This is a genomic window from Pseudomonas sp. NPDC088444 (assembly GCF_044900175.1).
In the GTDB taxonomy this organism is placed as follows: Bacteria; Pseudomonadota; Gammaproteobacteria; order Pseudomonadales; family Pseudomonadaceae; genus Aquipseudomonas.
Genome location: NZ_JBJDNK010000002.1, coordinates 52,754 through 77,211, shown reverse-complemented (window position 1 = coordinate 77,211; position 24,458 = coordinate 52,754). Strand labels below are relative to the sequence as shown.

Annotated in this window: 24 protein-coding genes; 8 read left to right on the top strand and 16 right to left on the bottom strand. The window is 60.5% G+C overall.

What is annotated here, in order from left to right; translation table 11 throughout:
- Positions 1 to 36 precede the first annotated feature (36 nt).
- Positions 37 to 2,148 carry a GAF domain-containing protein gene (locus ACI2KB_RS04720; protein ID WP_404631918.1) on the bottom strand — a complete coding sequence of 704 codons (2,112 nt, stop codon included), beginning with the start codon at positions 2,146 to 2,148 and terminating at the stop codon, positions 37 to 39.
- Between the two features lie 544 nt (positions 2,149 to 2,692).
- Between ACI2KB_RS04720 and ACI2KB_RS04715 the strand changes: the two genes are divergently transcribed.
- On the top strand, positions 2,693 to 4,096 hold the full coding sequence (locus ACI2KB_RS04715; RefSeq protein ID WP_404631916.1) for a purine-cytosine permease family protein: 1,404 nt from the start codon (positions 2,693 to 2,695) through the stop codon (positions 4,094 to 4,096).
- Between the two features lie 57 nt (positions 4,097 to 4,153).
- On the opposite strand, the gene ACI2KB_RS04710 is transcribed toward ACI2KB_RS04715, so the two are convergent.
- Both ACI2KB_RS04710 and ACI2KB_RS04705 read right to left on the bottom strand, forming a co-directional pair.
- Entirely contained in the window at positions 4,154 to 4,414 is a 261-nt protein-coding gene (locus ACI2KB_RS04710) for a type B 50S ribosomal protein L31 (protein WP_404631914.1), read from the bottom strand.
- Positions 4,415 to 4,570: 156 nt separating this feature from the next.
- Entirely contained in the window at positions 4,571 to 4,957 is a 387-nt protein-coding gene (locus ACI2KB_RS04705) for a cupin domain-containing protein (protein WP_404631912.1), read from the bottom strand.
- A gap of 111 nt (positions 4,958 to 5,068) precedes the next feature.
- Here ACI2KB_RS04705 and ACI2KB_RS04700 point away from each other — a divergent pair, with 111 nt between their 5' ends.
- Together ACI2KB_RS04700 and ACI2KB_RS04695 are read left to right on the top strand one after the other, a co-directional pair.
- Positions 5,069 to 5,977 (top strand): LysR substrate-binding domain-containing protein, encoded by a 909-nt coding sequence (locus ACI2KB_RS04700; RefSeq protein WP_404631910.1) that lies wholly within the window; start codon positions 5,069 to 5,071, stop codon positions 5,975 to 5,977.
- A gap of 194 nt (positions 5,978 to 6,171) precedes the next feature.
- Positions 6,172 to 6,804 carry a glutathione S-transferase family protein gene (locus ACI2KB_RS04695; protein ID WP_404631908.1) on the top strand — a complete coding sequence of 211 codons (633 nt, stop codon included), beginning with the start codon at positions 6,172 to 6,174 and terminating at the stop codon, positions 6,802 to 6,804.
- Between the two features lie 171 nt (positions 6,805 to 6,975).
- On the opposite strand, the gene ACI2KB_RS04690 is transcribed toward ACI2KB_RS04695, so the two are convergent.
- The gene (locus ACI2KB_RS04690; RefSeq protein WP_404631906.1) at positions 6,976 to 7,470 is read right to left on the bottom strand and encodes an MgtC/SapB family protein; all 495 of its coding nucleotides are present in this window, start codon (positions 7,468 to 7,470) and stop codon (positions 6,976 to 6,978) included.
- 259 nt (positions 7,471 to 7,729) lie between these two features.
- Here ACI2KB_RS04690 and ACI2KB_RS04685 point away from each other — a divergent pair, with 259 nt between their 5' ends.
- The 3 genes from ACI2KB_RS04685 to ACI2KB_RS04675 are packed head-to-tail and all read left to right on the top strand — an operon-like array spanning position 7,730 to position 11,453.
- Positions 7,730 to 8,269 carry a (2Fe-2S)-binding protein gene (locus ACI2KB_RS04685; protein ID WP_404632760.1) on the top strand — a complete coding sequence of 180 codons (540 nt, stop codon included), beginning with the start codon at positions 7,730 to 7,732 and terminating at the stop codon, positions 8,267 to 8,269.
- A complete protein-coding gene (locus ACI2KB_RS04680) occupies positions 8,266 to 9,255 on the top strand; it encodes an FAD binding domain-containing protein (protein WP_404631904.1) in 990 nt (329 codons plus the stop codon). Before ACI2KB_RS04685 ends, ACI2KB_RS04680 begins: the two co-directional genes overlap by 4 nt.
- A complete protein-coding gene (locus ACI2KB_RS04675) occupies positions 9,252 to 11,453 on the top strand; it encodes a xanthine dehydrogenase family protein molybdopterin-binding subunit (RefSeq protein WP_404631902.1) in 2,202 nt (733 codons plus the stop codon). Before ACI2KB_RS04680 ends, ACI2KB_RS04675 begins: the two co-directional genes overlap by 4 nt.
- Before the next feature lie 268 nt (positions 11,454 to 11,721).
- On the opposite strand, the gene ACI2KB_RS04670 is transcribed toward ACI2KB_RS04675, so the two are convergent.
- From ACI2KB_RS04670 to ACI2KB_RS04650, 5 genes are all read right to left on the bottom strand, one after another.
- Positions 11,722 to 12,366 carry an SAM-dependent methyltransferase gene (locus tag ACI2KB_RS04670; protein WP_404631900.1) on the bottom strand — a complete coding sequence of 215 codons (645 nt, stop codon included), beginning with the start codon at positions 12,364 to 12,366 and terminating at the stop codon, positions 11,722 to 11,724.
- Positions 12,363 to 13,130, bottom strand: coding sequence for a PIG-L deacetylase family protein (locus ACI2KB_RS04665; RefSeq protein ID WP_404631898.1), 768 nt, complete (start codon positions 13,128 to 13,130; stop codon positions 12,363 to 12,365). The genes ACI2KB_RS04670 and ACI2KB_RS04665 overlap by 4 nt, the downstream gene beginning before the upstream one ends.
- Positions 13,118 to 14,155 (bottom strand): acyl-CoA dehydrogenase, encoded by a 1,038-nt coding sequence (locus ACI2KB_RS04660; RefSeq protein WP_404631896.1) that lies wholly within the window; start codon positions 14,153 to 14,155, stop codon positions 13,118 to 13,120. The genes ACI2KB_RS04665 and ACI2KB_RS04660 overlap by 13 nt, the downstream gene beginning before the upstream one ends.
- Positions 14,152 to 14,823: a glycosyltransferase gene (locus tag ACI2KB_RS04655; RefSeq protein ID WP_404631894.1), complete on the bottom strand. Its 672-nt coding sequence runs from the start codon at positions 14,821 to 14,823 to the stop codon at positions 14,152 to 14,154. Before ACI2KB_RS04655 ends, ACI2KB_RS04660 begins: the two co-directional genes overlap by 4 nt.
- Positions 14,824 to 14,941: 118 nt before the next feature.
- On the bottom strand, positions 14,942 to 15,478 hold the full coding sequence (locus tag ACI2KB_RS04650) for a hypothetical protein (RefSeq protein ID WP_404631892.1): 537 nt from the start codon (positions 15,476 to 15,478) through the stop codon (positions 14,942 to 14,944).
- Between the two features lie 244 nt (positions 15,479 to 15,722).
- On the opposite strand from ACI2KB_RS04650, the gene ACI2KB_RS04645 reads away from it, so the two are divergent.
- Positions 15,723 to 16,580 (top strand): SDR family oxidoreductase, encoded by an 858-nt coding sequence (locus tag ACI2KB_RS04645; RefSeq protein ID WP_404631890.1) that lies wholly within the window; start codon positions 15,723 to 15,725, stop codon positions 16,578 to 16,580.
- A gap of 21 nt (positions 16,581 to 16,601) precedes the next feature.
- On the opposite strand, the gene ACI2KB_RS04640 is transcribed toward ACI2KB_RS04645, so the two are convergent.
- The 6 genes from ACI2KB_RS04640 to ACI2KB_RS04615 are packed head-to-tail and all read right to left on the bottom strand — an operon-like array spanning position 16,602 to position 22,034.
- Complete coding sequence (locus ACI2KB_RS04640) at positions 16,602 to 18,551, bottom strand: response regulator (RefSeq protein ID WP_404631888.1); 1,950 nt, start codon at positions 18,549 to 18,551, stop codon at positions 16,602 to 16,604.
- A complete protein-coding gene (locus tag ACI2KB_RS04635) occupies positions 18,544 to 19,416 on the bottom strand; it encodes a sensor histidine kinase (protein WP_404631886.1) in 873 nt (290 codons plus the stop codon). The genes ACI2KB_RS04640 and ACI2KB_RS04635 overlap by 8 nt, the downstream gene beginning before the upstream one ends.
- Complete coding sequence (locus tag ACI2KB_RS04630; RefSeq protein WP_404631884.1) at positions 19,403 to 20,422, bottom strand: ATP-binding protein; 1,020 nt, start codon at positions 20,420 to 20,422, stop codon at positions 19,403 to 19,405. Before ACI2KB_RS04630 ends, ACI2KB_RS04635 begins: the two co-directional genes overlap by 14 nt.
- Positions 20,413 to 20,817 carry an anti-sigma regulatory factor gene (locus ACI2KB_RS04625; RefSeq protein ID WP_404631882.1) on the bottom strand — a complete coding sequence of 135 codons (405 nt, stop codon included), beginning with the start codon at positions 20,815 to 20,817 and terminating at the stop codon, positions 20,413 to 20,415. Before ACI2KB_RS04625 ends, ACI2KB_RS04630 begins: the two co-directional genes overlap by 10 nt.
- Positions 20,814 to 21,176, bottom strand: a complete 363-nt coding sequence (locus tag ACI2KB_RS04620) for an STAS domain-containing protein (RefSeq protein ID WP_404631880.1) — start codon at positions 21,174 to 21,176, stop codon at positions 20,814 to 20,816. The genes ACI2KB_RS04625 and ACI2KB_RS04620 overlap by 4 nt, the downstream gene beginning before the upstream one ends.
- A 3-nt stretch (positions 21,177 to 21,179) precedes the next feature.
- Complete coding sequence (locus ACI2KB_RS04615; protein WP_404631878.1) at positions 21,180 to 22,034, bottom strand: STAS domain-containing protein; 855 nt, start codon at positions 22,032 to 22,034, stop codon at positions 21,180 to 21,182.
- Between the two features lie 292 nt (positions 22,035 to 22,326).
- Between ACI2KB_RS04615 and ACI2KB_RS04610 the strand changes: the two genes are divergently transcribed.
- Positions 22,327 to 23,667, top strand: a complete 1,341-nt coding sequence (locus ACI2KB_RS04610; RefSeq protein ID WP_404631876.1) for a cation:proton antiporter — start codon at positions 22,327 to 22,329, stop codon at positions 23,665 to 23,667.
- 35 nt (positions 23,668 to 23,702) lie between these two features.
- Here ACI2KB_RS04610 and ACI2KB_RS04605 read toward each other — a convergent pair whose 3' ends face one another.
- Positions 23,703 to 24,263 carry a type 1 glutamine amidotransferase domain-containing protein gene (locus tag ACI2KB_RS04605; RefSeq protein ID WP_404631874.1) on the bottom strand — a complete coding sequence of 187 codons (561 nt, stop codon included), beginning with the start codon at positions 24,261 to 24,263 and terminating at the stop codon, positions 23,703 to 23,705.
- Positions 24,264 to 24,458: the final 195 nt, after the last annotated feature.

Genomic DNA, 24,458 nt, shown 5'->3' with positions numbered 1-24,458 from the left:
TCCAGGACGGCCAGCCCGGCGCCTTGAGGGCACGGGCTAGCGTCTGGCCGACACTTTCAACAGGACGCGGGACAGTTGATCGATCGAATAGGGCTTGCGCAGCAGTTCGAAGCCATCGACTCCGTAGCGGGCCAGGATATGGCTGTAACCGGAGGTCAACACCACGGGCAGCGCCGGGTAGAGCGTGCGCAGCTCCCGGGCCAGTTCGATACCGCTGATGCCCGGCATCACCACGTCTGAAAACACCACATCGAACTGGCTGGCGCGGGCCTGAAGCAGTCCCAGCGCTTCTGCGGCCGTACGCGCCAGGGTCGGCACATAACCCAGTTCGGAAAGCGCCTGAGTGGCGAAGCTGCCGACATCGCCGTTGTCTTCGACGACCAGGACACGGGTGCCATGACCGTCTTCGAGGCACAGGTCTGGCCGCTCCTCGTCACGCACCCGTTCTTCACCGGCCACGCGTGGCAGGTACAGGGTGAACGTCGTCCCTTTGCCCATATCACTGATGACGGCGATTTCCCCACCCGACTGCTTGGCAAAGCCGAACACCTGGCTAAGCCCCAGCCCCGTGCCTTCGCCCACGCCCTTGGTGGTGTAGAACGGCTCGAAGATCTGCTGCAGTTGCGTGGCCGGAATGCCCGACCCGGTGTCGGTGATCGACACCGCGACGAACGGCCCGGACAGTGCAGCGTGCTCGCGTATGGCGGGCACCGACTCCACTGCACGCACGGCAATCATGAGTTTGCCTTCACCTTGCATGGCGTCCCGCGCGTTGGCGACCATGTTGATCAGGGCGGTGTCGAACTGGCTCGGATCGGCGTTGACGAAGCACGGGGCGTCGGCAAGGTCGATCAGGGTGTCGATTCGGGCGCCCGTGAGGGTGCCCATCATGCCGCTGATGGCCCGCACGTTGTCACAGGCACTGAACACTTCCGGCTGCAGCGCCTGCCTGCGGGCAAAGGCGAGCAATTGGCCGGTCAACTTGGCGGCGCGGTCCACGGTTTCGGAAATGGCCGTCACGTAACGCAGACGGCGCTCTTCGGTCAGCGTGGGGCGCATCAGCAGGTCGGTCGAGGAACGAATGACGGTCAGCAAGTTGTTGAAGTCATGCGCTACACCACCGGTCAACTGGCCGACCGCTTCCATTTTTTGCGACTGACGCAGCGCTTCGGCCTGTTCTTTCTCTGTGGTGATGTCGCGAGCGCTGCAATAGATCTTGCCGTCCTCCAGCACCGCAACCCAGGCGAGCCAGCGATAGCGGTTGTCACGGTGCCGATAGCGGTTCTGAAACCGCGAGACCAGGCGGCCTTTGGCGACGTGGTCGAGGGCCGCCTGGGTGGCTGCGAGGTCGTCGGGGTGCACCAACGACAGCAGATTGGTCTGCAACTCCTCCGGCGACCAGCCCAGCGCAATCGTCCACGCCGGGTTCGAGGCCTCGATCGTGCCATCGGTGGTGATCACGGATAACAGGTCCGGACTCAACAACCAGGTGCGGCTGCGCTCCGTGGCCCGTTCGTTGACCTTGCTTTCCAGTTCCGAGCTTAAATCGCGCAGGGCATCCTGACTGCGCCGCAGGCGAACGTCCGAACGATGCCGCTCGATGGCCAGCGCCACCGTCTGGGCGATAACGGCGATCGCTTCGATGTCGCTGGCGGTCGGGGCGCGTGGCTCGGCGTAATACACGGCGAAGGTGCCGACGACCGTGCCGTCGGCCGCCTTGATCGGCATCGACCAGCACGCGCGCAAACCGTTGGACACGGCGAGATCAGCGTAACCGTCCCAGAGCGGATCGCTGGCGATGTCGTTGACGTAAACCGGGGTTCCCCGGGCCGCTGCCGTACCGCAGGAGCCGATCCCTTCGCCGATAGCGATGCCGTGAATCGCTTCGTTGTAGCGGGTCGGCAGGCTGGGGGCCGCACCGTGGAGCATGTATTGGCCGTCCTCGCTGAGAAACAACACGGAGGCCATCATGTTGTTGCTCTGGGCTTCCACCGCCAGCAGCAGCTCGTTCAGCACTTCGGTCAACGGTACGCCCGCCGCGAGTTGGCCAAGGACCTTACGCTCGCGCTCAATGAGCGCTACGGGCGAGTAATGCCCCCCCAGCAGGCTGAGATCGATGGAGGGCGGGGTGCCTGGCTTGTCATGCACGACGGATTACGCTCGACGGGAAATTGATCGAATGGTAGAGGAGGCGGGGTATTGCTTTCAAATGGCGCTTTGCAGCGATGACATCCCTAAACCCTGTGGGTGCGCATTCATCCGCAAAAACTCAGGCATTCGCCTACGAAAAAAAAGCACCGGGCACGGTATCTTCACTCCACCTGCCCATTGCCTATGTGCCGAACGCGGTGCAGAAGAGCGCGGGCACCGATAACCTCAAGCCGCTGGGCGTTGCCGGGCAAGCCAATCCCGCTTTCACAGCTCATCGAGGCCTGGGCGAGTGGCGCCGAGCACGCCCACAGAGTACGAGCAGGCGATAGGGGGGGCTCATGGAAGGTTTCCAGTCCGGGTTTGCCGCCATCGTACTCACACCTGCCTGCCCATGTCATTGCAGCGTTGCTGCGTGCTGCCCGCCGTCTCGAATGATTCTCTTCTGGAAACATGACGTTACCGGCTATGTCAGGTTCGCAGGCAGGGCGAGAGGCGATATCGCGGTACCCGATAATCCATCGAGACGACTCAGGAGATGGATGTGAAGCTGGAAAAGCGAAGTATCGAATTTGTCCCTCACGATGAGCGCTACGGCACACCCCGGCGCCTGTTCACCATTTGGTTCAGCTCCAATTTCCAGGTGACGGCCCTGATGGTCGGCACACTGGGGATCGCTTCAGGGTTGAGCTTTGGCTGGACGTTGCTCGGCCTGCTGATCGGTAATTTGATCGGCACCGTGTTCATGGCGGCCCATTCGGCCCAAGGCCCTCATCTGGGTATCCCGCAGATGATCCAGAGTCGCGCGCAATTTGGCGTGTATGGGGCGGCCATCCCGCTACTGGTGATGGTGATCGCCGCCGTGCTGTTTCTGGCCGCCAGCGGTGTGTTGATGCGCGATGCGCTCAAAGCCCTGATACCCATGAGCGATGACACGGCGATCATGGTGGTCGGCGTCCTGACCTTTGTCATCGGTTTTGTGGGCTATGAACTGATTCACCGCCTGGGCGCCTGGATGAGCCTGTTGTCCACACTGGTATTCGGAACCGCGCTGGCATTGGTACTCATGCAACCCGATGGTGCGACACCTGTGGCGGCGGGCGCCGGATTTTCCTGGATCGCCTTCAACCTAGTCATTGCACAAGCGGCGTCCTGGACGTTGGGGTATGGCCCTTATGTGGCCGATTATTCGCGCTATCTGCCAGACAACGTGAGCAGCCGCGCCACTTTCTGGAACACCTACTGCGGCTGCGCGTTAGGGTCGTTTGCGATGATGGCGCTGGGCGCGTTGCTGGCCCAGACGCTTTCGGCTGCGCTTGAACGGGATCCGTCCACCGCCATTGCCGGGCTGTTTGGCCCTTGGGCGCCGCTGGCGCTGACCGTAATTGCGCTGGGCGTCGTTCAGTACAACGTGCTATGCCTGTACAGCGCGTACATGTCGTCAGTGACGATCTTCGGGGCGTTCGGCAAGCTGACCGCCGTCACGCCTCGGGCCAAAGCCGGGGTGATGGCGGTGCTGAGTGTGGCTGCGACCTTGATCGCCATCGCCACACAGTACCGCTTCGACACCTTTTTCTCGGACATCCTGATCGGCCAGTTGTACCTGCTCATTCCGTGGAGCGCGATCAACCTGGTCGACTACTACTGGGTGTGCAACGGGCACTATGACGTGGCGGCCTTGTATGACTGCCGCAAGCGCTATGGGCGGTTCAACCGTAAAACGCTGGCGGTCTACGCCGTCTCGATCGTCGGCACCATTCCATTCATGAAGTTGTCCTTCTTCACCGGTGTCGTGGCGCAATGGCTGGGAGCGGACGTCAGTTGGGTGGTCGGGCTGGTGCTGGCGGGGGCGTTGTATTGCATGGTTTACGGGCGGGGGTCGATGCAGTGCTCGGCGGCAACGTCCACGCCGTTCGCACCTTCGCCCCACAAAAAAACAGCCCCCTGAGACGGGGGCTGCGGTTGGGCTGCAATGGTGACTGCCACGCGATGAATGGGTCGCTTATCACGCCGCGACCGAGCCGAAGCCCGCGAAGCGCTTGTTGAAGCCTGCGATGCGTCCTTCGCTGCCCGCCTTGCGTTGCTGATGGGTGTACAGCGGGTGCGAAGCGCTGGAGATGTCCAGCGCCACGTAAGGATAAGAATGGCCGTCGCTGTGAACGCGCACGCTGTGACTCTCAACCGTGGACGGAATCAGAAAGAACGCGTCAGCGGCGGTGTCGTGGAACAGCACGTTGCGGTAATCCTGATGGGTATTCGTTTTCATGATGTTCTCCGTCGTTCAGTGTCGCCGTCGACAGGACGGCGGCCTGATGAAGAGCATCGGCCTTTTGGCGCGAGAAGTGGAATCGATTTAGATGATTAGATTCATGTAAAGCAACGATACACGCCAGCATGCTCAATGAAGACGGGCCTCAAAGGGTCAGCCCAATTGCTGTTCCACGGTTTTGGTGAGGGGCGAATAGGCCGTGCCGGTATGCAGCGTGTCTGCCGGTTCGATCAGCACAATCCAGCATTCCTCTTCGGCTACCGGGTTGTGCAAAACACCGCGCGGCACCACGTGCATCGACCCGGCAGACAGTTCCACCGCACGACCCCCTTCGTACTCGATGCGCAAATGCCCCTTGACCACATAGAACAGTTCATCCTGGGTTTCGTGGTCGTGCCAGACCAGCTGCCCCAGCACTTTGGCCACCTTCACATACTGATCGTTGACCTGTGCAACGACCTTGGGGGACCAGTGTTCGGAAAGGGTGGCGAAGCAGTGATCGAGATCGAACGATTCAGCGAACGGGAGGAGTGGAGGCATTTTCTTGAACCACGCAGGAAGGATGAACGGATTCGCGTACGCTACCGAGGCGTCATCGATTACAAAATCGAATATCCTTAATGCCCGACATTACACTTCGTAATCCCGACCATGATTCGCAACCTCGACCTCGCCCTGATCCGCACCTTCGTGGCGGTTGCCGACCACCAGAGCATGACCACTGCTGCCAATTTGCTGTTCATGACCCAAGGCGCGGTGAGTCAGCAAGTCAAGCGCCTGGAGGAGCACCTGGGCTGTGTGCTGCTGGCGCGCAAACCTCGGCAACTGGAACTGACCCCGCAAGGCGAGTTGTTCCTGGGCAAAGCCCGCCGCCTGTTGCAACTGAACGACGAAATCTGGGCGGACACCGTGGGCAGTCCCAAGCGCGGCCGCGTGCGCATCGGCGCGCCACCGGACTTGATCACCTCGCTGGCGCCTGCCTTGAAAGCGTTCACCGAATCGCACCCGCTGGTGGAACTGTCGTTGAAGTGCGCGCCGTCGCCTGAACTGCATGACGACATCAAGGAAGGCCATCTGGACGTCGCGCTCATCGAATACCTGGCGAGCAACCCGCAAGGCGAAATCCTTCGCACAGAGCCTCTTGTTTGGGTGGGTAGCGCGGGCAGTGAGATCTGGAAAGCCAGGCCATTGCCGCTGTCGCTGGTGGACGAGCGCTGTGTGTTTCGGCCTCTGGTGCTGGGCGCGCTGGCGAACGAGGGGATTATGTGGCGCACGATCTTTGAAAATGGCAGCTTCGAAGCGACGGCGTCTACCGTGCGGGTCGGGCTGGCGATCACCGCGTGGCTGGCCTCGACGGTTCCGGAGGATTTGATCACCCTGGAGAAGTCAGGGCTGCCTGAATTGCCGGAATTCGCCGTGTGTTTGCGAATGTCGTCTTCCGCGCAGCCTGTGGTAGAGGGATTTCGACGTTGCCTGCTGGATGTTTTGAAGATCGCCTGTGCAGATACGGATGACTCTGAACCTGCACAGGCAGCCGCTTGCACCATTTGCTTGAAATAAAGGAGCGGTTGGACGCTGCGCGGTGTTGATCAGCTTATTGGGGTAGCACATGCGAAACGATGTGACCCTTGACGACTTGATATGTGCACTAAAACCGCACCTTGCCAGCGAAAGGGGCTCCTTGATCGCTCACCGGTCTGATACCTTTGATGGCCCGATCCGTGAGCCGTTTTTTGAGTGAGTAAGGGGGAGACATGAGCATCCAGTTGTACACCTACGACACGCCCAACGGTCGAAAGATCAGCGTTGCCCTTGAGGAGTTCGGCCTGCCGTACGATGTGAACATAGTCGATATCAGCCGCGGCCAACAATTCGAGCCGGCTTTTGTGGCGATCAATCCCAATAGCAAAATCCCCGCCATCATCGACCAGAACGGACCGCAGGGCGAACCCGTCACCGTGTTCGAATCCGGCGCCATCTTGCTCTACCTCGCAGAAAAAACCGGTCGCTTTCTGCCCCGGAACCTTAGTGAACGCGTCGCTGTTTACGAATGGCTGATGTGGCAGATGGGCGGTTTCGGCCCGGCGCCCGGCCAGGTTCATCACTTCCTGCAACTCCCCGACGGCGAAGCCCGCGATTACGGCCTAAAGCGATTCAGCAACGAGACACACCGCTTGTACCACGTCCTCGACACACGCCTGGCCGCACGCGAGTTTGTCGCGACCTCAGGCGAGCCGTCCATTGCCGATTTCGCCATCCTTGGCTGGGCCTGGCGTCATGAACGGCATCAGGTGTCGTTTTCGGCGTTGCCAAATGTCGCGGCGTGGTATGAAAGGATGATGGCGCGACCGGGAGTACGGCGGGGGTTTGAGGTGAGGTTGGCGTGAGCAGAGGTTCAGGGGTCCAGATTTGCCATAGCAGCGCGCAAGGATGGCGATTTCTCCGCTGAAGGCATGCCGGGTCGACTGTTTTCTAAAGAATCGACCCAAAACGGACATTGGAAGCTTCAACGAATTTGCACCTGACATTTTTGTATCGAACGTCTGACCTGCCCCCCATTAAGTTTTGCGCTCAAAGAATTTAACGAACCATGGCATTACACTGAACACCAGCAACGCCAAGAGCGTGCTGAACACAGCAGTGGCCTCTTTGCCCATACCGGCTGCGACGCCTATGGCCGCCGTCATCCATAGCCCTGCAGCAGTCGTCAGCCCTTTAACCTGATGCGTGTCGAGATCACTATTTTTAAGGATCGTGCCTGCGCCCAGAAACCCGATCCCGGCGACCACTCCTTGGACTACGCGGCTAATGGCGTCATGCTCCGCGCCTGAAATATCAGGTACGAGTACAAAGAGCGCTGCGCCGATCGAGACCAGCATGTGAGTGCGCACCCCTGCCGATTTGCCCTGCGACTCGCGCTCAAATCCCAAGATAGCGCCCAGCAGCGCGGCCATCACGAGCCGAACGGCTATGAGGGTCAGTTGGGAAGCATCGGCGATGTCAGAGAATTCTCGTTGTAGCGCTGCTGCGACTTCTTGCCGCCATGTATCCATCTCTCTCTCCATATCCAGCGTCCATAGATGCTATGACTTCCTGCACGCGGTGGAGTGCGATGTGTGGCCAGCATTGGAACTCGGGATTGCGTGAGTCACTTCTGCGCTTCTCCTAAAAGGCGTCTGTCCCCTGGGACCGTTTCTCTGCTGCTGATCAATGGTTCCTCATCGAAAAAGGCTGAACGTTCAGGAAACACGTCCGGTCGTACCTCCAAGACGCAGCACACTGCGCGCCTGGCTTACCTACCGTGAGGTCAATATGAACCCGAGTCCTTCTACCGGCGTCGAGCGGCATCGCATTTCCATCATCCTGAACGGCGATCACAAAGCTCTTGATGTCTTTCCCTGGTTGACCCTGCTGGATCTGCTCAGAGACGAGCTTGATCTGACAGGCACCAAAAAAGGCTGCGATCACGGCCAATGCGGTGCCTGCACCGTTCTGCGAAATGGTCAGCGCATCAACGCTTGCCTGACCTTGGCCGTAATGTGTGACGGCGCCGAGCTGACCACCGTTGAAGGCCTTGCCAACGGCGACGAACTGCATCCGATGCAACGCGCATTTATCACCCATGATGCGTTTCAGTGTGGGTACTGCACCCCCGGTCAGATCTGTTCGGCGGTGGGGCTCGCGCGTGAGGGGCGGGCCCATGACCGCGACAGCATCAAGGAAATGATGAGTGGCAATCTCTGCCGTTGCGGCGCGTACACCAACATCATCCGCGCCGTCGAGGAGGGCGTGTCTCGTACCCGCAATGATCTGCAGCAGGATCATTTCAAACCGAGAGGTGCGCAGTCATGATGCCCTTCCAGTATTCCCGCCCAGCGCACGTTAGCGAAGCCATCAAGCTGGCAGGCGCCACCACACGCTTCATCGCGGGCGGTACCAACCTGCTCGATCTGATGAAAGAGAACGTCGTACGCCCGACCCGCTTGATCGACATCACCGGGCTGGGGCTCGATGGCGTCGAAGAACTACCGGACGGTGGGTTGCGCATTGGCGCGTTGGTCAGCAATGCGGATCTTGCCTGGCATCCGCTGATCGAACAGCGCTACCCGTTGCTGTCACAGGCCATTCTGGCGGGGGCCTCCCCACAGCTTCGCAACATGGCGAGCACCGGCGGTAATCTGCTTCAGCGCACCCGTTGCTACTACTTCTACGACACTGGAACACCGTGCAATAAACGCGAGCCTGGCAGCGGTTGCCCGGCACGCTCTGGCCTCAACCGAATTCATGCGATTCTGGGCGCGAGCGATGCTTGCGTCGCCACCCATCCTTCCGACATGTGCGTGGCGCTGGCAGCGCTGGAAGCGGTGGTGCTGGTGGAAGGCCGTGCAGGCTCGCGTCGCATCGAGTTCGCAGACTTTCATCGCCTGCCGGGAGACGCCCCGCAGCGGGATAACCAGCTCGCCGATGACGAGTTGATCACGGCGATCGAGTTGCCACCCCCGCGTTTCATGACGCATTACCGCTACCTCAAGATTCGTGACCGCGCCTCCTACGCCTTTGCACTGGTCTCGGTGGCGGTTGCGCTGACACTGGACGGTGATCGTATTGCCGAAGCGAGGCTGACCCTCGGCGGTGTCGCGCACAAGCCGTGGCGCGACAAGGCTGTGGAAGCTTCGCTCAAGGGCCAGCCCGTCGCCCATGAGACCTTCACTCACGCTGCAGAACTTCTATTGCGAGAGGCCAGACCGCTGAGCCACAACGGCTTCAAGGTCAGGCTCGCCCGACGTGCGGTCGTGCGGGCGCTAAGTGATGCGGCGATGGGAGGACATGCCAGATGAACACTTTCAATGCTGTGGTGGGGCAACCGCTGGATCGTGTGGACGGCGTGGCGAAAGTCACGGGACAGGCGCGTTATGCGGGCGAGTTTCCTGAACAGGGATTGCTGTTCGGCAGTGTCGTGTCCAGCACTATTGCCAAAGGCCGCGTGCTGGACATCGACACATCAGCGGCGCTCAAGGTGCCGGGGGTGGAGCTCATTCTCGACCACCGGAATCGGCCACGCTTGTCCAGTTACGACGATGACTATAGCGATGCTGATTCGGCAGAGGGGAGTCCCTTTCGGCCGCTCTACAACGATCGCGTGCTGTACAGCGGCCAACCGCTGGCGCTGGTGGTGGCGCAGACATTGGAAATGGCCCGCTACGCCGGGTCGTTGCTGCGCATCACCTATGAAGAGGAACCCCATCAGACTGACCTGAGCGCCGACTTCGACCGCGCACACACGGCACCGGCAGAGACGCCCAAGGCCCGTGGCGATTTCGCCCGGCACTACGCTGATGCCACCACGCAAGTGGACGTGACGTATACCACGCCCGTCGAACACCACAACCCGATGGAGCCACATGCTTCAACCGTACTGTTCAAAGCGGATGGCAGTCTGGAGATCCACGACAAGACCCAAGGCACGCAGAACTGCCAAGACTACCTGCACAAGGTCTTCGATCTGCCCAAGGAGAAAATTCGCATCCTCGCCGCTTTCGTGGGCGGGGCGTTTGGTTCGGGGCTGCGCCCACAGTATCAACTGCCTCTGGCGGTGATGGCTGCGCTCACCCTCAAGCGTTCGGTGCGCGTCACGCTGACTCGTCAGCAGATGTTCACCTTTGGCTATCGCCCGCGTACGTCGCAACGGGTACGTCTGGGCGCGGACGGGGAAGGGCGGCTGGTGGCCGTCGGGCATGACGCCACCGGCCAGACCTCACGCTTCGAGGACTTCACCGAGCACCTCGTCGAGTGGAGCGGCATGCTCTATCGCTGTGACAACGTTGCATTGAACTATCGCCTCGTGCCGCTCGACGTCTATACGCCGTTGGACATGCGCGCGCCGGGGGCAGCCTCGGGTGTGATCGCGCTGGAAGGTGCGATGGATGAACTGGCGGTGGCCGCCGACATCGATCCGCTGCAATTGCGTCGGATCAACTTTGCTGACAGCAATGGGAACGAAGGCAAGCCGTATTCGAGCAAAGCGCTGCTGGCCTGTTACGACGAGGGTGCCGAGCGCTTTGGCTGGCACCGGCGTAACCCGGCGCCTCGGAGCATGCGCGAAGGGCGCGAGTTGCTTGGCTGGGGCGTAGCCGGCGGGGTATGGGAAGCCATGCAGATGAAGGCCAGTGCCAAGGCGCGTCTGGATGCCCACGGCAAGTTGACCGTCAGCAGCGCGACTACCGACATCGGCACCGGCACGTACACGGTCATGACTCAGATCGCTGCTGATGCGGCCGGGGTCATGCCGCAGGATGTGACGTTCGTACTGGGCGACTCATCGCTGCCTACCGCGCCGCTGCAGGGCGGTTCGTTCACGGTGTCGTCGGTGGGCTCGGCAGTCAGGCAGGCTTGCCAGATCCTGCGCGCTCAGGTGCTTGAGGCGTTGCGCCGTCTACATCCGGAGGTTGCCGGTGTGCCGGTCGAGCAGGTGGGATTCGGTGACGGGTTCGTGCACATAGGTGATCGCCGCTTTTCCATCGCGCAGGTGGTCGCCCGTTGCGAAGGCGATGCGCTGGAGGTGCAGATTGATGCAGAGCCCGGCCCTCAACGCAGCGGATTTTCAACCGCGACGCATTCGGCGGTGTTCGTCGAGGTACGGGTGGATGAGGACCTTGGCACGATCAAGGTCAGCCGCGTAGTGAGCGCGGTCGCGGCAGGCCGGGTGGTCAACCCGAAGACTGCGCAGAGCCAGTTGCTCGGAGGCGTGGTATGGGGCCTTGGTATGGCCCTGCAGGAGGACACCCTGACTGACCACAACCTGGGCCGCTTCATGAACCACAGCCTGGCGGAATACCACATTCCGGTGCATGCCGATGTCGGAGAGATCGACGCGTTCTTTGTCGAAGAGCAGGACGACATCGTGAATGAGCTGGGCTCCAAAGGCGTCGGCGAGATCGGGATTGTCGGTGTTGCAGCGGCCGTGGCGAATGCAGTGTTTCATGCCACCGGCAAACGGGTGCGGGATTTTCCGGTCACCCTCGACAAACTGGTGTGAACTCGGTCTTTGGCTGAGGGTGCAGTATCGGGCCGCGCGAGGCATTCAACGCGCGGCCCGAGCATCGTATCAGAACGAGCGAGGGTGACTGTCGCTCAGACGAGGCATCCGCCGCTCATTTGTCGGAACTGTTCATGCGCCCGGCTATCAGACGACCACTCCCTGATGTGAAGTGAGCGTAGGCTGATGAGTGACCGAATGATTCTGGCTTGCTACGTGGGCGTCTCCATGGCGTGCGCAATGCTGTTTTATGTATTTCTCGACGTGCTTATCGGGTTTCAGAACTGAGCGACCTGCAAGCGCTGTCTTCACATGAAGCGGTGCGCTCGCTCAAGTCGAACCGGAATGGCCGAACCGTCCAGTATTCGAGGATAAAGTCAGGTTCTTCGTGTTTGATCAGGCGGCTCATTCCCAAGTTCTCACGCAAGCGCTCATGCACTTCGCGACCGGTTTGTGGGCAGCCTTCGATGGGCGCAAGCCAATGACAGGCCAGAACGCCGCCCTCGGCAGTCAGGCTATTGCGGCATCGCTCGATCACGGTCTGCCATTGCGTCGGTGTCAGGTAGTAGCCGATTTCACCCAGCACGATCAGGTCGAACCTGCCAGGTGGCCAATCCTTCGGCAAAGAGGCCTGATTGACGTTGGCGTGGGCCACGCCGCTCAGTCGGTCACGCGTCAGCATCACGGCCTTGGCATTGACGTCCTGGCTCAGCAATGACGACGCCCGCTCGGCCAACAGCGCACTCAGCTCACCATTGGCGCAGGCCGGCTCAAAGATCCGTTCGTAATGTTGTCGGGGAAGGCAGGCCATGATCAGCGCGCGTTTGCGCTGTTCGTACCAGCGGGTGCGAAACGACCAAGGGTCATCGCTGTCGGCAAACATCTGCTCGAAATAGGCTTCGTTCACGGTCATATGAATATCAACTCGAAAGGTTGTAACAGGCGTTGCAGGGTGGCCTGCGTCAGCACCGCAGGTTGCTCACCTTGAGGTGCTAACTGGGTGGCGTGCGCGGCGATGGCGGCGCGCTTTCGTTGCAGGCATTCGTTGCTCAGGGGCACCTTGCGCGCCCGCGACCATGGCAGCCGCGCATCCTCAGGATCGGCCCAATGCCAGGCCCAGAGGGGCACCTCGATCAAAGGCAGGCCTTTCTCTTCGGTCACCCTCGCGCACGCTTGACCGACGGCTTCATGATCGCAATGCCCGTCGTGACGCCAAGTGGTCAGCACCGTGTCGTGGGGCCGCAAGGTCATGCGTAAATGCGCTTCGAGCTGATCAATGCCAGAGGCGGCTTCGCTGTCCGGCAGGCCCAACCGATCCCAGACGATGTGCTCGCTGCGCAGCCCCAGTCGCTCCAGCGCGTGGCGGCTTTCCAATGGCCGCTGTTGCCGTAATGCGTCCGGGGACCAGTCCTGTGAGTCGGGGTGGCTGGCCTCGCCATCGGTGACGGCGATCATCAACAGACGCTGTTCTTCGCCCAACAGGGTGGAAAGCAGGGCGGTGCTGCCGAGGATTTCATCGTCCGGATGCGGCGCGACCACCACCAGGCGTTCGAAGGAACTCCGTACTTGCTGTGGGTCGATGCACGGCGTATTGGCCAGGGAACGGGATGCTTTCCAGGCCTCAAGACGCGTGCCGTTGCCCTGAATCAAATTCTGATCGGCGCTCAGATCATCCATGTGTGCTCACCTTCGCTGGCGACCGCCTGGCCCAACTGAGCCAAGTCGCGCTCTGCATGGCTTTGGCGGACGAATACCGGCAAATCCGCCGCCAGCCGGGCAAAGTGGCTGTTCTGGCAAAAGGGCGCCGCACCCAATGCGCGTCCGACGTGTTCCTGAACCTGCTGCACCGCGTGTTCCACTTGAGCGCGGGTTTGTTGCGCCAGCCGAGCGGCGTCTGCGCAGGGATGGGCGTCGATCCATGCGGCGCTGCTGTGCAACGTTGCCCGTGCTCCGGCCAGCGCTGCGTCGACGGCGCCCAGATGCGCCAGCGCGTGAGGATCAGCCTTCGGGGATTGGCAGCGCAGGTGCAGATGGCGAGCCAGCCCGACGGCGGCGCCGTACCAGCATGCGGCAATGCCGATGCTGCCGTGCCAGAAGCCGGGGCGATGCACATACTGACCAGGTTCGCCCACAAGCACCGCGGGACAATCGGTCAGCTCCAGGTCGATGGTCTGCGTTGCAGCCATGCCGACTGCCTGCCACTGATCGATGAAGGTCAGACTTTCGCGACTATCCAGATGGATCACTGCCATCTGCGGTTGCTGCGATTCATCCCAGACAGTCAGCAGCCCGTGATCCACCTGCAAGGCGCCCGAACACCAGGCCTTGCGCCCGGTCAAGCGCACCTCTCGGCCCCGGCGCTGGACAATACGAACGCGAGCGTCTGGCGGCTCGGCAGCCCATACCGCCCAGAGGCCTTCGTCCATGGGCACGCCCGCCTGACATTCGGCGAGAATGGCCAGCGCGTCGGTGTGGGACTCATAAAACTTGGCCAGTGACAGATCCGCCGCCGCCACGTGGGCCAGCCGTTGCCAACGTTGCAGGGTGGCACCTGAGCCCGGTAAAGGCAGACGATCAAGACCTTCGGCTTGAAGCGCGAGCAGGGTATCCATGATCCGGGAGGTCGAACGATGCTGAGTGTCAGTCTCAGTCAGTGCGCGAAGCAGTTCGGCCAGCCGGGCCGCTGAATTCATCGCCTTCATGCCGCACCGCCTTCAAGACTGGCGGCCAGGCTCAACAGGTAACTCCCGAATCCGCCCTGTGCCTTGAACGCCATACGTGCACTGGTGCGCACTCGTACCGATCGGCTCCAGGCAATGTTGGCCCCCGAAGCCTGAAGTGCTTGCACCAGGTGAACGTCCTCATGGCAGCGCATCGCCGGAAACCCTCCCGCCTGTACATAGGCGGTACGGGTCATGCCCAGGTTAGCCCCATGAATGTGGCGATGGCCATCCTGATCCATGTAAGCGGCTTCATAACGCTGGCGGACCATCGCACCATGTTCGCTCCAGTCGTCCACTTCGACCACGCCACAGACGGCGTCGGCGCCATGGGCCAACTGCGCGGCGAGCCAGTCCAGCGGCACGATCGAGTCTGCATCTGTGCACGCCAGCCATCGGGCGTCTGCGTCGATCAGATACTGAGCGCCCGCCGCTCGAGCGACGCCGACGCTGCGTGCCTGTACTTCGATGACGGTGACCGCATGGCGTTCGGCGATGGCGCGGGACTCATCGCAGCAGGTATCCAGCACCACCACGATCTCGACGCGTTCGGCGGCCAACAGTGGATGGGCGGTGGCGGCCAGTACGCTGAGCAGGCAGGCCTCCAGGCAAAGCTCTTCATTGTGAGCAGGGATGACGACACCGATCATGGCTGACCCTCGGGATGATATTGAGAACGAGACCGGCCACGCAGGGCGAAACATGCAGTGGTCGGTAGAAAGCCTGACTGGGGTAGTGCAAGACGGTTTCGTCGTTCCGACAGAGTGCTCATAACTTCACGCCGACGAAGTGAATGAACCCGGAAAATCCACCCAGCACGATCCAGAGGGTCGAGAAGATCCACGGTGAGCGTATGGAAAATTTCAGCGCGTCCCGGTATCCCCGCTGGTTGGATTCGCGCTTGGCGAACAGCGGCGAGTCGTCGTACACATCGCTCATGCCAGGCTGGCTCTGCAGCAGATGGGTCTGCTTCAAGTACCAGTGACCGATGATCTCCGACGCCGCCTTGATGCCTGACCAGGCGTGTAGTGAGGTGATAAGGCCCAGCACGGCCAGCAGAATTGAAACCACCAGTGAAAAGAAGTTTCCCCACTGCGGATGGGTGTTGCCCATGGAAGACGAATACGCAATGACCAGAAACGACTGCGCCCCAAGGTAGGCGTTGGTGCGATTGGAGAGCATGGTGGTCTCGTACTGAATTTCCTTGCGGTAAAAATCCAGACGATCTTTCAGCGAGCCGAACATGATCGCGTCGTCGGCGGGAGTGGCATGGGACTCTGACGGGCGAGTGATGATTTGGCTCATGCGGTTCTCGACGTTAAGGATATGGGTTGAGCGACGCACAGGGTGAATGTTGTCTGGCACCGGGAAGCACGTTGTCTTCAGCGTGGGAGCATGCGCCCGTCAGAATCGTTCAGCGTTTTTTACCGGGCGGCCACGGTTTGTCACGTTGTGTGGAGGCTTGTGTAAAAAGTGCGAACTCCTGCGTGAGCCGCAAAGTCCACCCCTTACCCATGCACAGTGCGTGTGGACAGCGAAGGAGAGTGTGATGACCGATTATCCAAAGCCGCCGTTCAAGGCCCAACAGCAACCTGTGCCGGGTGATCAGGGCCGGATGGAGCCTTATCCCGATTGTGGCGAGACGCGGTACAAGGGCTCCAATCGGCTGGCCAACAAAATCGCGCTGATTACAGGAGCCGACAGCGGTATTGGGCGTGCGGTTGCCATTGCGTTCGCCCGGGAGGGCGCCGATGTGGCGATCTCGTACCTGGATGAGCACGAAGATGCCAGGGAGACCGCGCGTTGGGTCGAAGAAGCGGGGCGCCAGTGCGTCTTGTTGCCAGGTGATCTGGCCGACAAGGCGCATTGCTCGGCGGTCGTCCAGCAGACCGTGGAGGCCTTTGGTCGCATCGATGTGCTGGTGAACAACGCGGCGTTTCAGATGAGCCATGAAAGCCTCGAGGAAATCGCCGACGAAGAGTGGCTCCGGACGTTCGATATCAACGTCACGGCGATGTTTCGCTTGTGCAAATCCGCGCTGCCGCACATGAAGCCAGGCAGCTCGATTATTAATACCAGCTCGGTGAACTCGGACTCGCCCAAACCCACGCTGTTGCCCTACGCCACCACGAAAGGGGCGATTGCCAATTTCACCGCGGGTTTGGCGCAAATGCTTGGGCCGCGTGGCATTCGGGTCAACAGTGTCGCGCCGGGGCCGATCTGGACGCCTTTGATCGTGTCGACGATGCCTAGCGAAGAAGTGCAAAACTTCGGCGGGAACACGCCGTTGGGACGGCCCGGCCAACCGGTCGAAGTCGCACCCATTTACGTTCTGCTGGCTTCCGACGAAAGCAGTTACATTTCCGGTTCGCGGTATGGCGTGACGGGAGGAAAGCCCATCCTCTGACTCATTCACACGATGAGGGGATCACCCTTGCGCGGAGGGTGGTCCCAGCATCCTTTTCAGCTTGCCAAGCAACTCCGGGATCTGGAATGGCTTCGTGATCATGTCCATCCTGTCGCCAATGAACGCTTGGCGATTGTGGGCGTTTTCCGTATAGCCGGTCATGAAAAGCACCGGTACCTCTGGGCGCCAACGGCGCATCTCGTCAGCCAGTTCTCGCCCGGTCATGAGTGGAAGGCCCACATCACTGAGTAACAGATCAATGGTCGGATCGTGCTGTAGCAGGTCCAACGCCGTTTTGACATCTGCCGCCTGGCTGCATCGGTACCCGGCGTCGGTCAGTATTTCTGTTACGAACATGCGCACCGAGTCGGTGTCCTCGACGATCAGAACATGCTCACCCTTCCCGGCATCGGTGGGTTCAACGGGCAATGGCGGGGGAATCGACCGGGTTTCGGCGGCGGGCAGCATGAGGATCACTTCCGTCCCTTGCGCCAGAACACTGCGCAGCTTGACCTCCCCGCCTGATTGGTGCGCGAAGCCGTAAATGGTAGAGAGGCCGAGCCCCGTACCCTGACCTACAGGTTTGGTGGTGTAGAACGGGTCGAAGACTTTATCGATGACCTGAGGATCGATGCCGACGCCGTCGTCCCGCACGCTCAAGGCGATGTAGGGGCCATCCGTGAGCTGTGCATCACCTTTGGAGTGGGTCTGGAAGGTGCTGATGCGAATGTTCCCGCCGTTGGGCAGGGCGTCACGCGCATTGATCACCAGGTTGAGAATGGCACTTTCCAGTTGGCCCGCATCGACAAGGGCTATCGCATTTTGCGACGTCAGTTCCAGCGTCAGATAGACGCGCTTACCGATCGTGCGATTGAGCAGGTCTTCCAGAGAACGAATGTGCAAATTGATATCGCAGGGGCGGGCGTCCAAAGGTTGCTGACGTGCGAACGCCAGCAGGCGATGGGTCAAGCTGGCAGCGCTTTTGGCTGACGCCAGCGCCGCGTCGGCGTAGTTGAGCAGCTTTTGGGTCTGCGCATCTACCGCGCGTTTTTTGATCAGCTCAAGGCCTGTGATGATGCCGGTCAGAAGATTGTTGAAATCGTGCGCGATCCCGCCCGTGAGCTTGCCAATGGCGTCCATCTTCTGAGCCTGTAGCAGCTTTTCTTCGGTCTTGGTGCGCTCGGCCACTTCAAGCGCCAACTGATGGCTCACCGACTTGAGTTCCTGCTGATGGGTTTGCTCACGACGATGCTGTTCGGTCACATCCTCGATGAACACCAGGCTCAAACCATTGGCTCGGTAGGGCGATACACGCCATTCCGTCTCGCGCAGCTCATCTCTGACCCACATGCTCAATGTGCCCTCCCAGCGTTCGCTGTTACCAAGGGCTTCGCGCAGTCCGTTCAGCAGGTGTTCCTGACCCTCTGCGAAACGCGGCTGCACCGTCTGGCCGGATCTTCCTGCCAGCAGGGTAAAGGCGTGGTTGCATTCATGAACATTCAACTCGCCGTCCATCACGGCAATCGGCGCGGCCACGTTGGCGAATATTTCGCGAAAGCGCTCCTCGCTCTCGCGCAACGCCCGTTCAGTGTCCCGGACCCTTAGCAAGGTGCCAATCGTTGCCATCAGAACGTCTGGATCCACGGGGTGGATCAGATACGCATCGGCGCCAGCTTCCAGCCCCGTCACGATGTCCCCGGTGTGGATCGATGCCGCCGACACGTGGACGACGGGCAGCAGGGCCGTGCGAGGAGAGCTGCGCAACTGACGAACGATGTCGAAGCCGCTCATGTCCGGCAGGTTGACGTCCAGGATCAGGGCATCCGGCAAGCGGGCCGTGATCAGCGCCAGTCCTTCGGAGCCCGTGCCGACGTCATCGACGCTGAAGCCATGTTTCTCCATGCGCCGACGCAGGGCATAGCGGGTCGCCTCGTTGTCGTCGACGATGAGCAGGCGGGTATGTCTATTCATCACCTTGCTCCTGCGCCAATGCCAGCGGAATGACGACAAAAAACGTCGAGCCACGGCCCGGCTGGCTGGTCAGGCCCACACGCCCACCCAGCAATTCTGCGAAGCGTTTGCACAAGGACAGCCCAAGCCCTGTTCCTCGCAAACGCTTCTGCAGCGGGGAGTCCACCTGGCTGAAATCTTCGAACAGTTTTCCGTGCAGTTCTTCGGGTATGCCGATACCGGTATCACTCACGGCAAACCGTATTTCGTGTTCACTCTCCAGCTTCGCTGAAATACGCACCTCGCCGCGTTGCGTGAATTTGAGTGAATTGGAAATAAAGTTGCGCAGTATCTGGGCCAGCTTTTTGTCATCGGTGTAGAGACGCGGCAAACCGACAGGCTCTTCAAAAATCAGGTCGACGGCGGAGGTGTCGACGATTGGGCGAAACATGCCACGCAGCGCGGAGAACAGATCAAGCATGTCAAACCACGCAGGAGAGATCGTGATGCGTCCGGCTTCGATTTTGGCCAGGTCCAGCAGGTCATTGACCATGTCGCTCAGTTCTCCCGCCGAGCTGCGGATATAGGAAACCTGCTTGTGCTGCTCCGGACTCAGTGGGCCGTCCAGTTCATCCGACAGCAGGCTGGCAATGCTCAGAATCGACCCCAGTGGTGTCCGAAACTCATGGCTCATGTAGGAGAGAAATCGACTCTTCAAGTCGGACGCCTGGCGCAATTGCTCGGCCTGAATGTCCAGCTCGGCGTACAACGCCAATACGCCTTGATTGGTTTCATCCAGTTCGGCACGCAGTGCTGCCGCTTCCGCCCTTAGCTGCGCCACTTCATCGGACGCCCCGCCCGCATCGTGAGTGTCAGCGTCTGTCATCGGAAGTCTCCAGGGTAATAACCAGCACAGTCACGTCATCCTTGCCGCGGCAGTAGTCGCGGTGCAGTACGGTGGCGATGATCGCCGGGTGGCGAAACGCTAACCCTGCATAGTCACGCAGGTTCCATCGCGACTGCAGTCCATCGCTGTAGAGGATCAGCAACTGGCCGCCACAGTCAGGATAGGCCACGGTCGGGACTCGACGGAATTGCAGACCGACAATACCTGGATGCGACGCAAGCCCTCTGGGTTTCTCTCCGCCAATCAGCAGCGCACCGATGTTACCGATACCGTTGAATTGCAACCGACGTTGCGCCCCATCGTATTGCGCGATCGCCACCGCGCCGCCGCGAGTACCGCGCATTTGCTGATGGATTGCATCCAGCACGCTGCCGGGCTCTTCCATGGCATGGCGGGAGAACGCGTCAGCGCCGGCCAAGGCGGCCTCTTCAGCGACGGGGCCATGACCCAGCCCATCGATGACCAGCACGCTCACTGTCTGGTCTCGGGCGCAAATGGCCCACAGATCACCGCACGCGGGATCGTTATGCAGCGAGTGATGGCTGACGCCGTAGCGGCGATCCTGCACGGGGGCCTGGCGCGGGTAAAATCGCGCCAGCAACACCGAGCCGCGCGAATCGCTGTGCACATCAAATACCTGGGCCTGACGTAGCGCCGCCCCCAGCCCGATACCTTGCGTGCCTCGCGTTGAAAAACCGTCAGCGAGGCCATGGGTTGGGTCGAATCCCGGACCACGGTCCACCGCAATGACTTCAACACCCGGTGAACTGTCGGGCAGGCTGCGCAGATGAATCTCCCCATGAACGGCATGTTTGAGGATGTTGGTCGCCAGTTCAGTGACAACAAGGCTGACGCGGCCAGCGTCTACCTCATCGAAACCGAGGTCTTCCGCCAGTTTACGTGCCGTTCGCCGTGCGTGCCCGATGTGGCTGTCGTCTTCAACTGGTAATACCTGCGTCAGGCTACCGGCCAGGTTCAGATCCATTTTCCAATCATCACTCGCGTGCCCTTGCCCGGTGCAGTGTCCAATTCAAAATCGTCGACCAGACGCTTCGCCCCTGTGAGGCCCAGACCCAATCCGCCCCCTGATGTCCACCCATCGGTCATGGCGAGTTTTATATCGGGAATACCGGGACCTTCATCTCGAAACGTCAGCCGCAGGCCGGTGCGCCCGGCCTCATCCACGACCTCCCAATCCATGATGCCGCCTCCGCCATACACCACCGTATTGCGCGCCAGTTCCGAGACGGCGGTCACCAGCTTGGTCTGGTCGATCAAGCGCATGCCGTAGTCTTGCGCCAGTTTGCGCACGAACTGACGGGCTAGCACGACATCTTGCTCGATGCGAATGTCACGGCTGCCGCTGTTCGGCGCGCTCATCGGGCGTAGGCTCGTTCACGCAGCAGGGCCATGCCGCGTTCGACGTTCAACGCGGTGCTGACGCCTGGCAGGGTCATGCCCAATTCGACCAGCGTGATTGCCACAGCGGGTTGCATGCCGACGAGCACGGTTTCAGCGTCCATGATCCGGGATAGGCCTGAAATCATGCCGATCATCCGGCCAATGAACGAGTCGACCATGTCGAGGGCGGAGATATCGATCAGCACGCCACGGGCAGAGGTCTTGCTGATGCGCTCGGACAGGTCGTCCTGAAGGGTCATTGCCAGTTGGTCATGCATATCCACCTGAATGGTGACCAATAGGAAATCACCCATTTGCAGAATCGGGATCCGTTCCATGCCTTACACCACCGACTGAGTGACGGTCAGACCCAGACGGCGCAAGGCAAGCCCAAGCGCGTCGGCAAGGTTGGCTTTGGTCACGACGCCTTGCAGATCCAGACCCAAGTGAACGATGGTCTGTGCGATTTGTGGGCGCACGCCGCTGATGATGCAATCGGCCCCCATCAGTCGAATGGCCGTAACGGTCTTGAGCAGATGCTGGGCCACTAGGGTGTCCACCGTCGGTACGCCGGTGATGTCAATGATCGCGATTTGCGAGCCTGTGTCGACGATGCGCTGGAGCAGCGACTCCATGACCATCTGGGTTCGCTGAGAATCCAGCGTACCGATCATGGGCAGGGCGAGGACGCCGTCCCAGAGTTTGACGACCGGTGTGGACAGCTCCAGTAATTCTTCCTGCTGGCGTTTGATCACTGCCTCGCGGGATTTCTGGAAGGTACGGATGGTGTGCATCGCCAGCAAATCCAGCAGTTGGGAGATTTCCCAGAGCTGCTCGGCCAGCAACGCCGGTTGCTCGGCGTATTCGGTCTGTAGGGTCGCGAACAATGGCCCTTTCAACGCAAAAATGAAGTGTGCGGTTTGCTGGGAGTCCTGACCGGCCAACGCCCGTTGGTGCGACAGCTTTTCGAGGAAAAGCCGAGTGTCTGCCCATTCTGCCGCCGTGATGTTCTGAGAGGCCCCACGCGCCAGGACGGACATGAGCAACTGTAGAAACTCGGAAATTTGCTGGCGTACATCTTCCGCCTTGAGAGTGCGTGTAGAGCCACTGGCTTCCAGTGCCTGCCACCAGCTCTCCGACAGTTGCGCCTCGGATCGGGTGAGGGCACTCAAGGTGTTTTGATGCAATGCTGCCATGAAGTAACTCCTGGGAAGGCTAAGCGCCTTTTTTTGATCATAGGAAGAGCGTGGCGCGATTCAGAGGTTCAAAAAAATCTGAGGCTACCCACGCTTTGCGTAAAGTTAACAGCGGTCTGATGCTCCCGGAGCTGGCGAGCGATGCACCGAAATACCTGTCGGCATGGGTGATGTCAAGATAGCAGCTCATGCCACCCTGGGTGCGAAGTCATTCTCCTGTCGATTCCTGCAACGATGCGGGCCATTCATCAGTCGTACACGTATTCAATACTCGATCAGGATTTCATGACCGATGACCTTCATCGTCTGGTTGGCCATGCTCGGCGCCGTACTGTTGTTGCTGGCGCTCTCATCATCCTATCTGCGCTGGATGCCCGTCACCTCTTCGGTGGTGTGTCTGGGCCTGGGTGTAGCGTTGGGCGCGCGTGGTTTGGGGCTGGTGCAACTGGACATGACGCAGGCCCGCGTCTGGATGGAGCATCTCACCGAGGTCGCCGTGCTGTTTTCGTTGTTTTTCACGGGGCTGAAGTTGCGTCTGCCTTTGCAAAATCGCAGATGGTGGGCTGCCAGTTATCTGGCCGGTCCGGTCATGGTCGCCTGCATCGCGGGTGTCAGTGCATTGCTGCATTTCGGGTTGGGCATGGCCTGGGGCGGCGCGGTGCTGGTAGCGGCGATTCTGGCACCGACAGACCCGGTGCTGGCGACTTTGGTCCAAGTGGTCGATGCGCAAGACTCGGACTCCGTGCGTTTCAGCCTGTCCGGCGAGGCCGGGCTGAATGATGGGGTGGCGTTTCCGTTCGTTCTGCTCGGGCTGCTGCTCCTGAATCACCCTCGACAGGGCTGGCTAAGCGGCTGGTTGCTTGAGGATGTGCTGTGGGCAGTGACAGCCGGTTTGCTGTGTGGCTATTGGCTAGGGCGCAGCCTCGGCAAGTTGACGCTGTATCTGCGGCTGCAAAATGACGACAGTACGGTTTCCCCCAATGACTATCTGGCGCTGGCCTTGATCGCCATCGCCTACGTGGTGGCCGAGGCGATTCACGGCTACGGCTTCCTGGCCGTTTTCGCCGCCGGTGCGGGGCTGCGTCAGGCGGAAGTCAGAACCTCATCCGACCCGCAGGACCCGGCCGCGGAGCACCTGGTGCAGCCGGTCGTGGGGCATCAGCATGTGGCGCCCGAGCATGCGGTCAAAGGGGACATTGACGCCCTCGACAGCAAGCAGATCGCAGCAGGCATCATGCTGGGAGACATGCTCGCCTTCGGCAGCCTCATCGAGCGGGCGATGGAAGTTTTTCTGGTGACGCTGATCGGCGTCGTCCTGCTGGACCATTGGGACAGCCGTTCACTGATCGTCGCAGCGGTGCTGTTTCTGCTGCTGCGCCCCCTCAGTGTGCTGCTCATGCCATTGCCCGGCCTGCTGAACGTTCGCCAACGCAGTCTGCTGGGCTGGTTCGGCATCCGGGGAATAGGCAGTCTCTACTACCTTTTTTACGCGCTCAACCATGGCCTGGAGGCTGACATCGCTCGGCAAGCCACGAACCTGGTGCTGTCCGTGGTGGCGCTGAGCATCGTCGTTCATGGCATCAGCGTGCAGCCCATGCTCACCCGCTATGAATCGTGGAAGCAACGGCGGTGACTGCACGCTTGATATCGTCTGAGCAAGACCGAGTCTTATGCCGCTTGCAAGGCGTTGCTGAGGGCTTCATTGAACGCGGGCAAGTCGTCGGGTTGACGTGAAGTAATCAGCGTCCAGCCTTCAGCGGGGCAGACCTTGACTTGAGCGTCTACCCAATCTGCACCGGCATTGACCAGATCCGGGCGGATACTCACGTAGGAGGTCAGCGTTTTGCTGTCCAGCACGCCCGCATCGATGAGTAGCCACGGACCATGACAAATGGCGGCCACAGGCTTGCCGCTCGAACTGAATTCACGCACCAGACGCTGCGCATCGGCGTCCTGCCTCAGCGTATCGGCATTGACCGTGCCGCCGGGAATCACCAGCAGGTCAAAGTCTTTGGCCTTCAGACCTTTGAGCGTGGCGTCCGAATGCACGGACACGTCGTGCTCGCTGTCATGCAGCCATGTTTGCGCCTCACCCCCTTTCAACGTTGCATGGACCACTTGGGCGCCATGCGCCTTCAACGCCTCCATGGGTTTGAGCAATTCATCGCGTTCGATACCGGTATTGGCCGTGATGATCAAAACCTTCTTGCTGTGCAAATCCTGGGTCATGGTGAGCCTCCATCGAAGTGCCAGAGGTGGCACGAATCAGCTGCGCGAGAACCGTGCAGCCATGTCCTGTGTGGGCATTGCCGTTGCCAGGAAGTTCGAACAATTTGCCCATCGGGCATAAAGGCGACGTGACTGGATCTACCAGACGTTCGCGTACCACTGGCGAAATTCATCGAACCAAGCCACTGGCTGCGA

What these genes read in the sequence shown, in the direction of transcription:
- ACI2KB_RS04710 (WP_404631914.1), bottom strand. Translation starts at nt 4,414, where the DNA reads ATGAAAACGAATACCCATCAGGATTACCGCAACGTGCTGTTCCACGAC.
- ACI2KB_RS04705 (WP_404631912.1), bottom strand. Translation starts at nt 4,957, where the DNA reads ATGCCTCCACTCCTCCCGTTCGCTGAATCGTTCGATCTCGATCACTGC.
- ACI2KB_RS04700 (WP_404631910.1), top strand. Translation starts at nt 5,069, where the DNA reads ATGATTCGCAACCTCGACCTCGCCCTGATCCGCACCTTCGTGGCGGTT.
- ACI2KB_RS04695 (WP_404631908.1), top strand. Translation starts at nt 6,172, where the DNA reads ATGAGCATCCAGTTGTACACCTACGACACGCCCAACGGTCGAAAGATC.
- ACI2KB_RS04690 (WP_404631906.1), bottom strand. Translation starts at nt 7,470, where the DNA reads ATGGATACATGGCGGCAAGAAGTCGCAGCAGCGCTACAACGAGAATTC.
- ACI2KB_RS04685 (WP_404632760.1), top strand. Translation starts at nt 7,730, where the DNA reads ATGAACCCGAGTCCTTCTACCGGCGTCGAGCGGCATCGCATTTCCATC.
- ACI2KB_RS04680 (WP_404631904.1), top strand. Translation starts at nt 8,266, where the DNA reads ATGATGCCCTTCCAGTATTCCCGCCCAGCGCACGTTAGCGAAGCCATC.
- ACI2KB_RS04675 (WP_404631902.1), top strand. Translation starts at nt 9,252, where the DNA reads ATGAACACTTTCAATGCTGTGGTGGGGCAACCGCTGGATCGTGTGGAC.
- ACI2KB_RS04670 (WP_404631900.1), bottom strand. Translation starts at nt 12,366, where the DNA reads ATGACCGTGAACGAAGCCTATTTCGAGCAGATGTTTGCCGACAGCGAT.
- ACI2KB_RS04665 (WP_404631898.1), bottom strand. Translation starts at nt 13,130, where the DNA reads ATGGATGATCTGAGCGCCGATCAGAATTTGATTCAGGGCAACGGCACG.
- ACI2KB_RS04660 (WP_404631896.1), bottom strand. Translation starts at nt 14,155, where the DNA reads ATGAAGGCGATGAATTCAGCGGCCCGGCTGGCCGAACTGCTTCGCGCA.
- ACI2KB_RS04655 (WP_404631894.1), bottom strand. Translation starts at nt 14,823, where the DNA reads ATGATCGGTGTCGTCATCCCTGCTCACAATGAAGAGCTTTGCCTGGAG.
- ACI2KB_RS04650 (WP_404631892.1), bottom strand. Translation starts at nt 15,478, where the DNA reads ATGAGCCAAATCATCACTCGCCCGTCAGAGTCCCATGCCACTCCCGCC.
- ACI2KB_RS04645 (WP_404631890.1), top strand. Translation starts at nt 15,723, where the DNA reads ATGACCGATTATCCAAAGCCGCCGTTCAAGGCCCAACAGCAACCTGTG.
- ACI2KB_RS04640 (WP_404631888.1), bottom strand. Translation starts at nt 18,551, where the DNA reads ATGAATAGACATACCCGCCTGCTCATCGTCGACGACAACGAGGCGACC.
- ACI2KB_RS04635 (WP_404631886.1), bottom strand. Translation starts at nt 19,416, where the DNA reads ATGACAGACGCTGACACTCACGATGCGGGCGGGGCGTCCGATGAAGTG.
- ACI2KB_RS04630 (WP_404631884.1), bottom strand. Translation starts at nt 20,422, where the DNA reads ATGGATCTGAACCTGGCCGGTAGCCTGACGCAGGTATTACCAGTTGAA.
- ACI2KB_RS04625 (WP_404631882.1), bottom strand. Translation starts at nt 20,817, where the DNA reads ATGAGCGCGCCGAACAGCGGCAGCCGTGACATTCGCATCGAGCAAGAT.
- ACI2KB_RS04620 (WP_404631880.1), bottom strand. Translation starts at nt 21,176, where the DNA reads ATGGAACGGATCCCGATTCTGCAAATGGGTGATTTCCTATTGGTCACC.
- ACI2KB_RS04615 (WP_404631878.1), bottom strand. Translation starts at nt 22,034, where the DNA reads ATGGCAGCATTGCATCAAAACACCTTGAGTGCCCTCACCCGATCCGAG.
- ACI2KB_RS04610 (WP_404631876.1), top strand. Translation starts at nt 22,327, where the DNA reads ATGACCTTCATCGTCTGGTTGGCCATGCTCGGCGCCGTACTGTTGTTG.
- ACI2KB_RS04605 (WP_404631874.1), bottom strand. Translation starts at nt 24,263, where the DNA reads ATGACCCAGGATTTGCACAGCAAGAAGGTTTTGATCATCACGGCCAAT.